Here is a 14,579-nt window from a genome sequence, read left to right on the forward strand (position 1 = left end):
ATCGATCACGACACACATGCTGGATCGTGGGCATGGTCACCCTGGCTTCGGCCATGCCGGTGCTGGCACAGGACGCGTCAGCGCCCGAGGGCGAGCCGTTGCAGCTCGAAATGGTCACTGTCGAAGGCAACCAGCTCTACGACATGCTGCCCTCCGAACAGACCGGCGGTTATGCCGTGGATGCGGCAACCGTGGGCACCAAGACGCCGGCCGCGCTCAAGGATATTCCGCAGTCGATCAGCGTGATTACCCGCGAGTCGATCGAGGATCGCAACGTGGATACGCTCGACGAACTGGCGCGGCGTACGCCGGGCCTGCGCGTGCTCACCAACGACGCCGGGCGTTCGTCGATCTATTCGCGCGGCTATGAATACGACGAGTTCAATATCGACGGCCTGCCGGCGCCCATGGCGAGCATCAACGGTACGCTGCCCAATCTGGCTGCCTTTGACCGGGTGGAGGTCATGCGCGGCCCCTCCGGGCTGTTCAACAGCACCAGCGAACTGGGCGGTATCGTCAACCTCGTAAGAAAGCGCCCGACCGAAGATGCCCAGGGCCATCTGACCGGCCGCTACGGCAGTTTCAATCAGTATTATCTGGAAGGCGACGCCTCCGGCCCGCTCACCGAGGACGGCCGCCTGCGCGGGCGCGCGGTGGTCGCACAGAGCGATACCGACGGTTTTGTCGACAATAACGACAACAACGCGCAGACCTTCTACGGCACGCTCGAATACGATATCGACCCGGCCACGATGGTCTCAGTGGCCTATCTGCGCCAGCAACGCGATATCACCGTCAACAACGGCCTGGCCACCGATGCGAACGGCAGCCTGCTGGACGTGGATCGCTCGACCTTCTTCGGCGCCGACTGGAACGATTTCGAATCGACGACCGACGACTTCATCTTCGAGCTGACCCACCGCTTTGAATCCGGGGGCTTCGGCCGCGTCGGCGCGCGTTATTCCAACCGCAACGCCGACTATAACTATGCCTTCGGCGGTGGCCCGCTGGCCGCGGATGGCACCGTGCCGGTATCTGCCACGGCCGGCGATATCGACCAGAACACGCTCGCCGTGGACGCCAGCTACAGCCAGCCGTTCGAAACCTTCGGCAACGTCAGCGAATTCGTGGCCGGCGCCGACTACAAGCACTACGACACCGACACCGTTCGCGGTCGTTATCGCGGCGCACCGGTCGATGCGGACAATTTCGAAAATCTGGCCTATGTGGATGTGCTCGAGAGCGGCCGTGTATCGGACAACACGACCAAGCTCGAAGAAATCGGCCTCTATACGAAGCTGACTTTTCGCCCGGTCGAGCCGCTGGCCCTGATCGGCGGCGTGCGGGTGAGCGACTACAAGGTCGAGCTCACCGACAACAGCGCCGGCACCACCGGCTCCCGCGACGACAGCGGCAAGCTCACCCCCTATGCGGGCCTGGTGCTCGACGTGGATCGTCACCACGCGCTCTATGCCAGCTATTCCAAGGTGTTCAATCCGCAGACCGCCTACGACATCAACGGCGATCTCATCGAGCCGCGCGAAGGCACCCAGTACGAAACCGGCGTGAAGGGCAGCTATTTCAACGGCGACCTCAACGCCCGTGCCAGCCTGTTTCGCATGTACGATCGCAATTACGCGGCCGGCGTACCGGGCGAGAACTACAACGAGGCCATCGGCCAGCGGCGAATTCAGGGCGTCGAGTTCGAGCTCGACGGCTCGCCGCTCAACCAGCTGGATATCATCGCCGGCTATACCTATCTGGATACCGAAGTCGAACGTGGCGCCGACGAGGCCACCTTCGTGCTCATGCCCGATCACATGTTCAACCTGTGGACCAAGTATGCCTTCGATTCCGGCCTGCTCGATCGGGTGAGCATCGGCGCCGGGGTGACCGCCTTCAGCGACTTCAGCTCCCTGCAGGGCGTGGAAGCGCCGGGCTATGCGGTGGTCGATGCCATGGTGGGCTACCAGTTCACCGACCGGCTCTCGGGGGCGGTCAACGTGAACAACGTGCTCGACAAGAAGTACTACAACCGCGTCGGCAGCACCGGCACGTTCAACTTCTATGGCGAACCCACGAGCGTGGTCGGCTCCCTGCGCTACGACTTCTAGTGCGAACAGGGGCGACTTCCAGACCGAACACGAGGCGCCGCGCACGCCTCGTGTTCGGTTGCGTACTGGCCGCGATGAGTGGATTTCTACCCGCCCTGGCCCAGCCCGATCTGGAGACCGTGGCCCACCCCGAGGCCGCCGCAGCGCTGCGCAATGAGTCGATCGTCGACCCTGGAACCGGGCGGGTGTATGAGCTGTTGATCTCGCAGCCGAGCCAGCCCGCACCGGCGGCCGGCTATCCGGCCGTGTTTCTGTTCGACGGCAACCGCACGGCGCCGGCCGCGCTCGCCTGGCTGAAAGAACACGGCTTGGCCGATCGCGTGCTCGTGGTCGGCCTGGGCTATCCCGATACCCTCACCTTCAATATTCCCCGTCGTTTTGAAGACCTCACGCCGAGCGCGGTGGCCGAGAGGGCCGGCAGCGGCCAGGCGGCTGCGTTTCTGGCGTTTATCGAAAGTCGGGTCAAGCCGCGTATCGCCCGCGATTATCCGCTCGACCCGTCGCGCACCGCGCTCTACGGGCATTCGCTCGGCGGGCTGGCCGCGCTGTTCGATCTGGCCCATCATCCGGCCCGCTTTTCGGCCTATTTCGCCGCCAGTCCGTCGCTGTGGTGGGACGATGGCCTCGTCATGCCGCAACTGCAGCAGGCCGTGCAGGGCGATGCCTGTAACCGCAGCGAGCCGAAAACCGTGATCATTACCGTCGGCGCCAAGGAGCAACCGTTGAACATCGGCCAGACAGACAACCCCGAGCGTGCCGCCAAGCTCGCACGACGGCATATGGTCGACAACGCCGCGCAGGCAGCCGAAATCCTGGCCGCCTGTCCCGCCTTCAACGTGGATTATCGGCTGCTTCCCGGCGCCGGGCATGGCGCGGCCCTCGACGGCGGCATGTTCCATGCGCTGGACCGCTGGTTGGGCGCCCACGTGGCCGAGCAGCGCACGCCATGAGTGCGCGCGGACCCTGGCCGGTACAGGTCACCGACGTGGCGCGTCTGTCACCCAGCCTGCTGCGGGTGGAGCTGGCCGGCGAAAACGGCGTGCTGGCGGGCTTTGCCGATGATCGGGCCGGCGCCCATCTGAAGATATTTCTGCCGCAGCCGGGCGAAGCCACACCCGCGCTGCCGGAGTTCACGCCCGACGGGCCGCGTTGGCCGCAGTCACGCGCGCGGGCGATCACGCGCACCTATTCGGCCCGGTACTTCGATAAGCATCGCCAGCGCCTGTACGTGGATTTCGTGCTGCACGGCGACGACGGCCCGGCCTCGGCCTGGGCCCGACGGGCCCGGGTGGGCGATACCATCGGCGTGGCCGGCCCGGGCGGGCCGAGCCCCATGCTCGCACCTGTCGATCGGGTGCTTCTGGCCGGCGACATCACCGCGCTGCCGGCGATCGCGGCCCTGCTGGAAAGCCTGCCGGCTCATGTCTGCGGCCATGCAATCGTGCAGCTGCCGGACGACGCCGACCGGCCGGTGCTCGATTACGCTGCGTCGATCACGATCGACTGGCTACAGGCGCCCCATGTCGATCACGGCGATACGCCGATGGTGCGAGCCCTGAAAGCGCTGGAGCCGCCGACCGAACCGGTGGCGGCCTGGGTGGCCGGCGAAAACGCCTCGATACTGGCCATGCGCGCCCACCTGCGCGATGTCTGGGGGCTGACGCGTCAACAGATCTATGCGGTGCCGTACTGGAAGGCGCGTGCCAATGAAGAGGCCTATCACGCCGAACGTCATCGGGTGATGGATAACTTCGATAGTTAGCGTGCGCGGCGAACGTTGGCCAGCAGGGGCGCGCCGGTATCGGTATCCGTAACCAGGGTGCAGTCCACGCCATAGAGTTCGCGTACCAGCTCGCGGCTGACGATCTCCGACGGCGGGCCGGCGGCGACCACGCAGCCGTCGCGCATGGCCACCAGATGATCGGCATAGCGACAGGCGTTGCCCAGATCGTGGAGCACCATCACCACTGTCTTGCCCTCGGCGGCCAGATCGCGCACCAGCTCGAACACCTCGATGGCATGGCCCAGATCGAGGGCGGTGGTGGGTTCGTCGAGCAGCAGCACGGGCGTCTGCTGGGCGATTGCCATGGCAATCCAGGCGCGCTGGCGCTGGCCGCCCGACATGGCTTCCAGCGGTCGATGTGCCAACGCCTGCAGATCGGCGGCGGCCAGCGCGGCGTCCACCACGGCGCCGTCCTCGGCTGACCACTGGCGCAGCCAGCTCTGGTGCGGCTGGCGCCCGAAGCGGATCAGTTCGGCCGCGGTCAGCCCTTCCGGCGCGGTCACGCTCTGGGGCAACAGGGCCAGCGCACGGGCCAGTTCGCGGGCGCCGTAGCTGCGAATATCGCGGCCTTCGAGGGCGATACGGCCGGCCTGCGGCGTATGCAGACGTGCCAGCGCGGACAGCAGCGTGGATTTGCCGCAGCCGTTGGGCCCGACAATGGCCGTGACCTGATCGCGTGGAAAGGCAATATCCAGCCCGCTGAGCACTGGGCGCCGACCATAGGTCACGCACAGCTTTTCGGCTTGCAGCGGGCTGGTCAGCGATAGGGGCGGCGCGTCGAAAGGCACGGTCATACGCCTATTTTGTGGCCTGGACGCAGCAGTATCCAGAGCAGCACCGGCGCGCCGACCACGGTACTGATCAGGCCCACCGGAATCTCGATGGGTGAGAACAGTACCCGCCCGGCCAGATCGGCCACCACCATGAGCAGCGCACCCGCCAGCGTGGACCCCATCAGCGGCACGCCCCGGCGCGAGGATAGATGTCGGGCCACTTCCGGGCCGATGAGCGCGATCAGCCCCACCGGGCCGGCCACCGCCACGGCCAGCGCGGTCAGGCCCACCGACAGCACGAGCGCGCCCAGGCGGATATGGCCCACGCGAATGCCCAGGCCCTGGGCCACACCTTCGGAAAAACGCACCACCCCCAGCGCCCGCGCCAGCGCCGCCGCGCCGATCAAGCCGATCACCAGGCCGACGGCGAGCATGTTAAGGGCGAGCGCGCCCACGCCGTTGAGGCTGCCCACGGTCCAGGGGTAAGCGGCATTGGCGGCGTCGATCGCGCTGCGCGCAAGCATGAGCCGCGTGATGGCATCGAAGGCTGCGCCCACGCCGATGCCGGCCACGAGGAAACGATAGCCCTGGGTGCCGATGCCGCCGGCCAGACCGAAAGCGATGGCCGTGGCCACGCTGGCGCCGACCAGCGCCATCGCCGGCGGCGCGATGCCCAGGCCCACGCCCAGCACCGAGGCCACGGCGAAGGCGGTCGCGCCGTTGTCCAGCCCGATGATGCCGGGGGTGGCCAGGCGGTTGCGGGCAAGTGTTTGCATCAGACAGCCCGCCAGCGCGAAGGCCCCGCCCGAGAGCACCCCGGCGAGCAGCCGTGTGGCGCGCAGCTGCTGAACGACGAATACGTCCATGCCGTCGCCGTAGCCGAACAGCCCGGCAATCGCGGCGCGGGGCGCGATCGAAACCTCGCCCAGGCACAGCGATGCCACACAGGCGGCCAGAAGTGCGACGGCCAGCAGCAGATTGGCGGCACAGGCGCGCTTGTCGAGCAGTATCGAGCGCCCGCTTCGGGCCGGGCCCAAGGCGAGGCGCCAGCTCCCCGCCGGCGCGAGTGCATGCGCTGGATGCGCGTTCGCGCGACTCATAGCGTGGGCAGACGTCGCGAGCGCACCACGGCCACCAGCACGGGCGCGCCGATCAGGGCCGTGAGCACCCCCAGCGGCAGTTCGGAGGGGCGCACGACCAGCCGCGATACCACGTCCGCGCCGAGCGTGAGCGCGGCACCGATGGGCAGGCACAGCCAGAGCGTGGCGCGTACATCGGGGCCGGCCAGGGCCCGGGCCACGAACGGCGCGACCAGGCCGATGAAGGCGATCGGCCCGGCAATGGCCGTGGCCGAACCCACCAGCAGGGCGACGGCCACGACCACCAGCAGGCGAACCAGCCGCGGTCGATGCCCCAGCCCGCTGGCCACGTGTTCGCCCAGCGCCAGCGCGGCCAGCGGCCGGGCGATGCCGATGACCATCAGACCGGCGACCCCAAGGCCGGGCAGCAGCGCGATCACGTCGGCCGGGCGACGACCGGCAAAGCTGCCCACCACCCAGAACCGAATTTCGTCGGCAGTACGTTCGTCGAACAAAAGCACCAGCGAGGTCAGCGCATAGAGCAGGCCGGAGAGCACAGCACCGGCGAGCACGAGCCGTACCGGATCTTCGCCGGCGCCGCGCACGCGCGAGGCCGCGAGTACGGCCAGACAGCCGGCCAGCGCACCGAACTGGGCGACCGGTACGCGCAGGGTGGCTGCATCCGCGCCGAGTGCGATGGCGATGGCCACCGCGAAGGTGGCCCCGCCGCTGACCCCCAGCAGGCCCGGTTCGGCCAGCGGGTTACGGGTGACCGCCTGCAGCAGGGCGCCCGCCACCGCGAGTGCTGCGCCCACCAGTACGCCGATAGCGGTCCGCGGCGCGCGCAGCGATTCGATCGCGAACCAGGCGTTGTCGTCGGTCATGCGCCCGGTTAGGGCGCGCAAAAGCGTATCCAGCGACTGAGCCGGGCCGATCGCACCCGCGCCGAACAGCAGGCTGGCGGTGCACACGATCAGCGTTACACCGCACAGAAGTCCGAACCACAGGCCGACACGGCGCTCGCGCGTGTCGGTCGCAATGCGTGGCCGCTCGCTCAAGGCTGGCTGGCGATACCCAGCGCCCGGGCGATGTCGTCGAGAATCGCGTGAGCGGCAAGCGGGCCGGAGGCGCTGGTCCACAGCTGGCCGTCGACGGGCACGACCTGATCGCGCTGAACCACGTCCAGGCGTTCGAAGGCCGGCGAGGTGCGGGCCTTGGCCAGCGCGGATTCGCCGTCGGCGTTGAGCGTGGCCAGAAACAGCCAGTCGCTGTCGATCCGGTCGAGGTTTTCCAGACTCAACGGATCGCTATGCGGGCGATCGTCGGCGATGTCGCCATGCTCGGGCGACTCGAACCCGGCCGCGGCCAACACCCGGCCGGCAAAGATCTTCGACGACATCACCAGTGGGCCCTGGGGCATCCAGCGCGCAAGCGTGGCCTCGGTGCCGGCCGGTACCTCGGCGCTGATCTTGTCGGCGCGCTCGTCGAAGGCCTGGATGAGCTGTTCGGCCTTGTCTTCGCGACCGAGCGCGCGTGCGAACAGCCGGGTTTCGTTCTGCCAGGCGTCGGGCGCGAAATAAGAGTGCTTCGGCACCACGGTCGGTGCGATCTTCGACAGCAGCCGGTACTGCGGCTCGGACAGATTCGAAGAGGCCAGGATCACGTCCGGACGCTGGGCGACCACGGCTTCGATATTGGTTTCGCGGGCGGTGCCGACGATGGCGATACCCGGCACGCGTTCCTGCATGTAGTGGGCGACGCTGTCGCCGCCGCGTGTGGCCACGGCTGCCACCGGTTTGCTGCCCAGCGCCACGGCGGTATCGAGCGCGCCTTCATACAGGGTCACGACACGCTCGGGGGTGCCGTCGATCTCGACCTTGCCATAGGCGGTATCGAGGGTGCGGGCGGCCAGCGCCGGGCCGGCAAACACGGCCAGAACGAGGATTGCGATGACGCCGAGCGCGGTGCGCGGGGCATTGAAAAACGACATGGTGAAGCTCCGTGATGGCGCACGGTCGGGATCGCGACCGTGCAGGATAATGCGCGCCGCCGCCTGGAGCCAGCGGCGGCGCTTGCGAAAGGTTTGTGGGCGGTCGTGGGGCGGCTCTAGAACTCGACGTTCACGCCCAGCCAGTAGCGGCGCCCGTCCTCGACGAAACCGTATTCTTCGTAGTTCACGTCGTCGTCGAAGAGGTTGTAGACGACGACGTTGAGGGTGGTGGCGTCGGTCAGGTCGTAGCCCATGCCCGCGTCCACGAAGGTGTAAGAGGGGGCGACCAGCGAGCGCTGCGAAGGCCCGGTGGTGGGCTGGCTTTCTTCGCCGCGATAGGTCAGGCGCGCCCAGGAGGCGATGTTCTGCGTGGCCTGCCAGTTGGCCGAGGCGCTGAACAGATGCTTGGGCAGCTGGGTGAGCGGTTCACCTTTGTATTCGCCGGACTTCTGCTCGGAATCGGTATAGGTATAGCTCGCGGATACGTCCACGGTGGCGCTCACCGGGGCCGACAGGGCGATTTCCACGCCCTGGGTGATCGCTTCGTCGACGTTGATGCGATAGGTCGGGTCGGAGCCGAACTGGTTGGGGCCGTCGCTGCAGATATCGATCGGGCAGGCCACGCGGGTGATCTTGTCGTCGAAGTCGTTGTGGAACAGCGTGAGGCTCGCGTTGGCCCCCCAGTCGCTGGCATAGAGCAGGGCGATTTCCTTGTTGACCGAGGTTTCCGGTTCCAGGTCCGGGTTGCCGTAGATATTGCCGCCCCGGCTGACCTGGCCGAAGTCGGGGGTGATCTCGCGCAGGTCCGGGGCGCGAAAGCCGGTCGACACGCCACCCTTCAGGGTCCAGTTGCGGGTGGGGTTCCATACGCCGTACAGACGCGGGCTGACGTGCGAATCGAAGTTCTCGTCGTGATCCAGGCGCAGCCCGCCGGTGAGTGCGAAGGTGTCGGTGAGCATCCACTCGTCCTCGGCGAACACCGCCCAGATGTCTTTTTCGACATCGGTGAGATCGGAAATCTGGTTGGTGGTGTCGTCGGCCAGTTCCTGGCGTTCCGCGCTGGCACCCAGGGTGACGACGTGCATGCCCAGGGGTACGACCACGCTGGTCTTGGCCACCGTGTTGGTGATCTCGATTTCGCGGCTCGAATTTTCGGCTGTTTCACGCTGGATATAGGTATCGGTGGTGCCGAAGTCCCAGCGGCCCTGGTGGGTCAGGGCGTAATGCTCGCGCGAATAGCGGTTGAAGGAATCGGTGCAGCCACCGCGACAGCCGGTGACCCGGCCGGAGCGGCCGACGTTCTGCTCGCGTGTCTGTTCCTCGGCGCCGGCTTCGAGGGTGAAGTCCTGGTTATCGGTGGGCGTGAACGCCAGGCGCGCGGTGAGGTTGCGCAGGTCCTTGCCTTCATAGCCGTCGATGATCTCGTCTTCGGCGCGACGGCTGACCTTGCCGTAGAGCTGCAGGCCCAGAAGGTCCTGCTTGAGCGGGCCGCCGACATAGAAGTTCGCGCTCTGCCGATTTCCGGAGTCTCCGTCTTCCTGGATGATGGCATCGGCCTGCACGGCGCCGCCCCAGTCGTCGGGCACCTTACGGGTGATGATGTTGATCACGCCGCCGATGGCATCGGAGCCGTAGAGCGTGGACATCGGCCCGCGGATGACTTCGATGCGGTCGATGGCCTGCAGTGGCGGCAAGAAATCCTGTTCGAAGCCGGCGCTGCCGTTCGGACGCGTTTCGCGGGTGTTCTGGCGCTTGCCGTCGACGAGAATCAGCGTATAGGCGCTGGGCATGCCTCGAATGCTGATATCGCGGCCGTTGTCGCCCGCGCCGCCGCCGGTCACGATGACGCCGGGCACGTCCTGCAGGGCATCGGTGACGTTGCGGTAATAGCGTTTTTCGATCTTTTCCTGATCGATCACGCTGATCGAGGCCGGCGCGTCTTCGATCTGCTGTTCATGGCCGGAGGCTGTGACGACGACTTCGCCGAGCGACATCGCCTCCTGGGCGTTCGCCGTGGCGACGCCGCCTGCAACCATACCCCACCCCAATGCCAGACAGGCATGCCCGATACGTGTCATTTATTCCCCTCGCTCATTTAAATGCGAATCATTCCTATTAAGATTGTGCTATAAATGCCGTTGCAATAGACCGAACGAGTCATTGCGCCGGGCGCAACACGCTCGTGTGTGCGTGGTGTTCGGTGCCCGAGGGAAGAGGCCTGAATGCATCAATTGAGCGAACTCGCGGCATTCGTGGCCGTGGTCGACAGCGCCAGCCTGACCGCCACGGCACGCCGTATGTCGCTGTCCAAGTCCACGCTGAGCCGGCGCCTTGCGCGGCTGGAAGCACGGGTAGGCCAGCCGCTGCTGCGCCGGCGCTCGAACCGGCTGGAGCCGACCGACGCGGGGTGGGTGTTCGCGGGCTATTGCCGCGATATGCTCGATATCGACCGGGAAAGCCGCTATGCGCTGGAACAGCTCAGCGAGCGGGTGGCCGGCAAGCTGACCGTGCATGCGCATCCGTTGTTCATGCGCGGCTGGTTCATGCACAACGTCGAGGCGTTTTTACAGCGCTTTGGCGAGATCGAGCTCAACCTGCTCACGCTCACCCAGCCGCCTGGCAACGGCTCCGGGGTGTCGTTGTGCCTTTGGCCGGGAGAACTCCCCGACTGCGGCCTGCGTAGCGAAGTCGTGGGCCAGCTCAGCCGCGGAATCTATGCGCATCCGGATTATCTGGCGGCCCATGGGGCACCCTCGCATCCGCGCGAGCTGGCCGAACATTGCTGGGTGGATATGCTCGGCGACCGGCGCACGCCGCTGGAACTGCGCAACGACGGCCAGGGCACGGTCTATCGGCTGGCACCGGTTCGGGCCCGGGTAAGAACCGATCAACTGGTATTGCAGGCCGATGCGATCGCCCGTGGCCAGGGCCTTGGCATCATGCCGGACTGGGCCGCGGCCAAGCGTTCCCAGGCGCATCCGGGCACGCTCAGCCGTTGTCTGCCGGACTGGTCGGTCACGCCGCTGCCGGTGACGCTTGCCTATCCCTACGGTCGTCTGCCCCGGCGCACGGTCTGTCTGCTCGACTATCTGCGCGAGGCCATCCCGCAGGCATGGCGCAGTCAGCCGGCCGTTGCCTGAACTGACCGCCCGCTCTTGTATCCGCGGCCGATCGGACACAGCTAATACGTATTGCCCGCAAACGTATTGTCTTATGCCGAGTCTTTTCGACGGTGCGAGCGCGCGTATCGAAGCCGCGCTCGAACATATCGATATTTCTGCCGATATCGCCCAGCAGCTGGCCCAGCCGGACACCGCGCTCAAGGTGTCGGTACCGCTGCGCCACGATAACGGCGAAATGAAGCTTTATCCCGGTTACCGGGTGCGCTATGACACGACCCTGGGTCCGGCCAAGGGCGGGATTCGTTTTCATCCGGACGTGAACGCGGACGAAGTCTCCACCCTGGCGTTCTGGATGACCATGAAATGCGCCGTGCTCGGCCTGCCGTTCGGCGGCGGCAAGGGCGGTATTTCGATCGACCCCAAGGCGCTGTCTCCGGCCGAGATGGAACGGCTTTCGCGGGCCTATATCGACAAGATCGCCGATTTCATCGGCCCGGATTCCGATATTCCCGCGCCCGACGTGAATACCAACCCGCGCGTGATGGGCTGGATGATGGACCAGTACCGCATCATCAACCGGGCCGAGGAACGTGCGGTGATCACCGGCAAGCCGGTGGAAATGGGCGGCTCCGAAGGTCGTACCACGGCGACCGGCGACGGCGCCTTTCATACGCTTCAAACGATGATGAAGCGCTGGGAGCGCGACGCCGACGGCACCACCGTGGCCGTGCAAGGCTTCGGCAATGCCGGCCAGCAGTTCGCGCGTCTATGCGCGGATGCCGGCTATACGGTCGTGGCGGTCAGCGATTCCGGCGGCGCGATCTACGACGGCAACGGTCTGGATATCGATGCCGTGGCCGAGGCCAAGCAGTCGAAAGGCTCGGTTACCGACGCCGACGGCGAGCAGATGTCCAACGACGATCTGATTGCCCTCGAGGTGGACGTGCTGGCGCCGGCCGCCCTGGAAAACGTGATCAACGAAGACAACGCCGCCAACGTGCAGGCCGGCGTGATCGTCGAGATCGCCAACGGACCCGTGGCCAGCGAGGCCGATGCCACGCTCGTTGAAAACGGCGTTCAGGTGCTGCCCGACATCCTCGCCAACGCCGGCGGCGTGACGGTGAGCTATTTCGAATGGGTCCAGAATCGCCAGGCCTGGTACTGGGATGCTGATACCGTGGCCGAGCACCTGAAAACGCGCATGGTCGATGCCACCCAACGCGTGGCCGACCGCGCCGAGGAGCTGGATATCGACTATCGCACCGCCGCCTACGTGATCGCGCTGGAAAAACTCGAAAAAGCGGCCGAGGCCCGCGGCACCAGCGCCTTCTTTCGCGACGGCGCCTAGGCTGAGGTCACTCACCCGGCAGGAAACACCCTGCTGCCGGGTGAGTGAATACGTCGGGTCAGGCCCCGGGGGTGTGAGCGTTCCAGGTTGCGCAGGACGGCGCTGCCCCAAGCTGACCCACGTATTCGACGTTAGGGTTATGCGCGCATTGCTCACGGTCTTCGGCCAGTTTGGCAAAAGCCGTGCAACCGACTGACTTTTCTGTCTATTGGTCTTTCTTCCTCCGCAGCGATGAACTGCGGCCGTGGGGCGGTGCCGTGCACGTACGGTCGAGCCCCTTGACGCGCGCCACGGTACGGTGGATTACTGGAATGCGTCGGTGAAATGACGTTTCGATTTCGTCGCGCCGACGGCAAAGAACCAGAATAAACCTAAAACAATAAATACGGCCCGTGCGATCCCGTGTCCGTTTGACCGGACCCGGCCCCCTTCGACGGTGCCCAGGAGGAGACATGAAAGACCGACGCTGGACCTTGCAGGTCCTGGCGCTCGCCTGCGCGAGCGCATTGGTGGCGGGCTGTTCCGATAGCGGCGACAGTATCGACACCGCAAACCCCGATAACGAGACGCTAACGCGGCAGCAGGATACCCGTGAGTTCTCCGTTAATCGCGAAACACTGGCATTTGAGGCGATTACCGGGGTCGACACAGACCGCTGGAGCGGCGTCATGGATAGCGGTGCGGGCTATCGAATCGAAGTGCCGGCCGAGGGCAGCTGGAACGGCATGCTCGTGATGTATGCCCATGGCTATCGCGGCGAAGGCAGTGAACTGACGGTCAGCAATCCGGCGCTGCGCAACTATTACATCAGCCAGGGCTATGCCTGGGCGGCATCCAGCTACAGCAAGAACTTTTACGACGTTCGCGCTGGCGTGGAAGATACCAATGCGCTGGCGAATGCGTTTGTGGCGATCGCCGAGCAGAACGGCCGTACCGTCATGGCCCCGAGCAAGATCTATATTGTCGGCGACTCCATGGGTGGCCACGTCGCTGCCGCGGCGGTCGAGGCCGAAACGCAGCGCGAGGCCGCCAACAAGGTAGCCTATGCGGGGGCGGTGCCACGCTGTGGCGTGGTGGGTGGCACCTACGAGTTCGACTACCTGCTCAATTTCACCTTCGCGGCCCAGCATGTGGCCGACCTGGGGCCGACAAGCTATCCGGCGACCGATTTCGACCAGTCTGAAATCGATGCCGTGCTCTGGACCACGCCGCCCAGTTTTGCCCAGCAGGGCGTGCCGACCGTGGCCGGGCAGCGCCTGGAAAACATCGTGCGCACGCTCAGCGGCGGCGACCGGCCGGTCTTCGAGCAGGGCTTTCGTGGCGGCTATTACAACGTGGTGATGGGCACCGGCGGGCGCGATGGCACGGTCAACGGCATTCTCGCGCGCAATCTCAGCGGCAATCAGGGCGTGACCTACAATTTCGACAACGATCCCGATGACAGCAGCGTCGACGAGACCGCCTTCAACGAATCGATCCTGCGTGTGTCAGCTGACCCGAATGCCAATCCGGCCCGCAGCGACGGCGTACGCTGGATTCCGCGGGTTAACGGCGAGTTCAACGTGCCGGTGGTGACGCTGCATGGCCTTGGCGATCTGTATGTGCCGTTCGTGCACGAGCAGGTCTATCGGCAACGCGCCGATGCCAACGGCAGTGGCGACATGCTGGTGCAACGCGCCGTAAGGGCCCCCGGTCATTGCGACTTCACCCAGGCCGAGCGTCAGGAAGCATTCGATGCCATGATCGACTGGGAACAGAACAGCGTGAAACCGGCCGGCGACGACGTCGCACGTACCGCCGTTTCGAGCGCTGATTATGGTTGTCAGTTCACCACGGCGACCCGCCCGGGCGTGGCGGCCTGCGTGGTGCCTTGAGCAAGGCAAACCGATAGCCGGAAGCCGGGGCGTCTGCGCCCCGGCTTTTTTTTGGCCTGCAGCCCTGCCGGCGCGGCGATCGTGGGCTTGAGCGCCTACTTGTTCTTGCTGCTCATGAGGCTGGCGACCGTGGTCACCACCAGAATGCCGATGATCACCGACAGCGACAGCCAGATCGGAATCTCGGGCACCAGATGCACTTCCTGGCCGCCGTTGATGAAGGGCAGCTCGTTGGTATGCAGGGCATGAATCATCAGCTTGACGCCGATGAAGCCGAGAATGACGGCAAGCCCCAGCGACAGATAGACCAGCCGGTCCAGCAGCCCGCCGAGCAGGAAGTAGAGCTGGATCAGCCCGAGCAGGGCGAAGGCGTTGGCGGTGAACACGATATAGGGCTCCTTGGTGAGCCCGTAGATGGCCGGGATCGAATCCAGTGCGAACAGGATATCGGTGGCGCCGATGGCGATCATCACGATCAGCATGGGCGTGATCAGGC

The 14,579-nt window shown here is 65.8% G+C and carries 11 protein-coding genes and 1 pseudogene; 6 read left to right on the forward strand and 6 right to left on the reverse strand.

The features are described 5' to 3' along the window. The first annotated feature begins 32 nt into the window (after positions 1 to 32). From CMN27_RS06510 to CMN27_RS06520, 3 genes are all read left to right on the forward strand, one after another. Positions 33 to 2,114, forward strand: a complete 2,082-nt coding sequence (locus CMN27_RS06510) for a TonB-dependent siderophore receptor (protein WP_293624980.1) — start codon at positions 33 to 35, stop codon at positions 2,112 to 2,114. 74 nt (positions 2,115 to 2,188) lie between these two features. Beyond that, entirely contained in the window at positions 2,189 to 3,064 is an 876-nt protein-coding gene (locus tag CMN27_RS06515; protein ID WP_293624981.1) for an alpha/beta hydrolase-fold protein, read from the forward strand. Continuing rightward, positions 3,061 to 3,876 (forward strand): siderophore-interacting protein, encoded by an 816-nt coding sequence (locus CMN27_RS06520; protein ID WP_293624982.1) that lies wholly within the window; start codon positions 3,061 to 3,063, stop codon positions 3,874 to 3,876. The genes CMN27_RS06515 and CMN27_RS06520 overlap by 4 nt, the downstream gene beginning before the upstream one ends. Here the strand turns inward: CMN27_RS06520 and CMN27_RS06525 are convergent. The 5 genes from CMN27_RS06525 to CMN27_RS06545 form a co-directional block, all read right to left on the reverse strand. Further along, positions 3,873 to 4,691 (reverse strand): ABC transporter ATP-binding protein, encoded by an 819-nt coding sequence (locus tag CMN27_RS06525; RefSeq protein ID WP_293624983.1) that lies wholly within the window; start codon positions 4,689 to 4,691, stop codon positions 3,873 to 3,875. The two genes, CMN27_RS06520 and CMN27_RS06525, sit on opposite strands and share 4 nt — an antisense overlap. Then, on the reverse strand, positions 4,688 to 5,770 hold the full coding sequence (locus tag CMN27_RS06530) for an iron ABC transporter permease (RefSeq protein ID WP_293624984.1): 1,083 nt from the start codon (positions 5,768 to 5,770) through the stop codon (positions 4,688 to 4,690). The genes CMN27_RS06525 and CMN27_RS06530 overlap by 4 nt, the downstream gene beginning before the upstream one ends. Then, complete coding sequence (locus CMN27_RS06535; protein ID WP_366515414.1) at positions 5,767 to 6,756, reverse strand: iron ABC transporter permease; 990 nt, start codon at positions 6,754 to 6,756, stop codon at positions 5,767 to 5,769. The genes CMN27_RS06530 and CMN27_RS06535 overlap by 4 nt, the downstream gene beginning before the upstream one ends. A gap of 47 nt (positions 6,757 to 6,803) precedes the next feature. After that, positions 6,804 to 7,739, reverse strand: coding sequence for an iron-siderophore ABC transporter substrate-binding protein (locus CMN27_RS06540; RefSeq protein WP_293624986.1), 936 nt, complete (start codon positions 7,737 to 7,739; stop codon positions 6,804 to 6,806). Between the two features lie 116 nt (positions 7,740 to 7,855). Then, positions 7,856 to 9,775 carry a ligand-gated channel protein gene (locus CMN27_RS06545; protein ID WP_366515415.1) on the reverse strand — a complete coding sequence of 640 codons (1,920 nt, stop codon included), beginning with the start codon at positions 9,773 to 9,775 and terminating at the stop codon, positions 7,856 to 7,858. Between the two features lie 186 nt (positions 9,776 to 9,961). Here CMN27_RS06545 and CMN27_RS06550 point away from each other — a divergent pair, with 186 nt between their 5' ends. The 3 genes from CMN27_RS06550 to CMN27_RS06560 all read left to right on the forward strand — a co-directional run bounded on the left by CMN27_RS06550 (position 9,962) and on the right by CMN27_RS06560 (position 14,083). Next, positions 9,962 to 10,879, forward strand: coding sequence for a LysR family transcriptional regulator (locus CMN27_RS06550; RefSeq protein WP_293624988.1), 918 nt, complete (start codon positions 9,962 to 9,964; stop codon positions 10,877 to 10,879). A gap of 73 nt (positions 10,880 to 10,952) precedes the next feature. Next, the gene (locus CMN27_RS06555) at positions 10,953 to 12,209 is read left to right on the forward strand and encodes a Glu/Leu/Phe/Val dehydrogenase (protein WP_293624989.1); all 1,257 of its coding nucleotides are present in this window, start codon (positions 10,953 to 10,955) and stop codon (positions 12,207 to 12,209) included. A 452-nt stretch (positions 12,210 to 12,661) separates the two neighbouring features. Then, positions 12,662 to 14,083 (forward strand): alpha/beta hydrolase, encoded by a 1,422-nt coding sequence (locus tag CMN27_RS06560; RefSeq protein WP_293624990.1) that lies wholly within the window; start codon positions 12,662 to 12,664, stop codon positions 14,081 to 14,083. 95 nt (positions 14,084 to 14,178) lie between these two features. On the opposite strand, the pseudogene CMN27_RS06565 reads toward CMN27_RS06560, so the two are convergent. Beyond that, positions 14,179 to 14,579: pseudogene (locus CMN27_RS06565) on the reverse strand (TerC family protein); the annotation flags it as partial.

The sequence above is a fragment of the Salinisphaera sp. genome, assembly GCF_002729955.1.
GTDB lineage: Bacteria > Pseudomonadota > Gammaproteobacteria > Nevskiales > Salinisphaeraceae > Salinisphaera.

Coding starts and splice junctions, on each gene's coding strand:
- CMN27_RS06510 (WP_293624980.1), top strand. CDS start 33: ATGGTCACCCTGGCTTCGGCCATGCCGGTGCTGGCACAGGACGCGTCA.
- CMN27_RS06515 (WP_293624981.1), top strand. CDS start 2,189: ATGAGTGGATTTCTACCCGCCCTGGCCCAGCCCGATCTGGAGACCGTG.
- CMN27_RS06520 (WP_293624982.1), top strand. CDS start 3,061: ATGAGTGCGCGCGGACCCTGGCCGGTACAGGTCACCGACGTGGCGCGT.
- CMN27_RS06525 (WP_293624983.1), bottom strand. CDS start 4,691: ATGACCGTGCCTTTCGACGCGCCGCCCCTATCGCTGACCAGCCCGCTG.
- CMN27_RS06530 (WP_293624984.1), bottom strand. CDS start 5,770: ATGAGTCGCGCGAACGCGCATCCAGCGCATGCACTCGCGCCGGCGGGG.
- CMN27_RS06540 (WP_293624986.1), bottom strand. CDS start 7,739: ATGTCGTTTTTCAATGCCCCGCGCACCGCGCTCGGCGTCATCGCAATC.
- CMN27_RS06545 (WP_366515415.1), bottom strand. CDS start 9,775: ATGGTTGCAGGCGGCGTCGCCACGGCGAACGCCCAGGAGGCGATGTCG.
- CMN27_RS06550 (WP_293624988.1), top strand. CDS start 9,962: ATGCATCAATTGAGCGAACTCGCGGCATTCGTGGCCGTGGTCGACAGC.
- CMN27_RS06555 (WP_293624989.1), top strand. CDS start 10,953: ATGCCGAGTCTTTTCGACGGTGCGAGCGCGCGTATCGAAGCCGCGCTC.
- CMN27_RS06560 (WP_293624990.1), top strand. CDS start 12,662: ATGAAAGACCGACGCTGGACCTTGCAGGTCCTGGCGCTCGCCTGCGCG.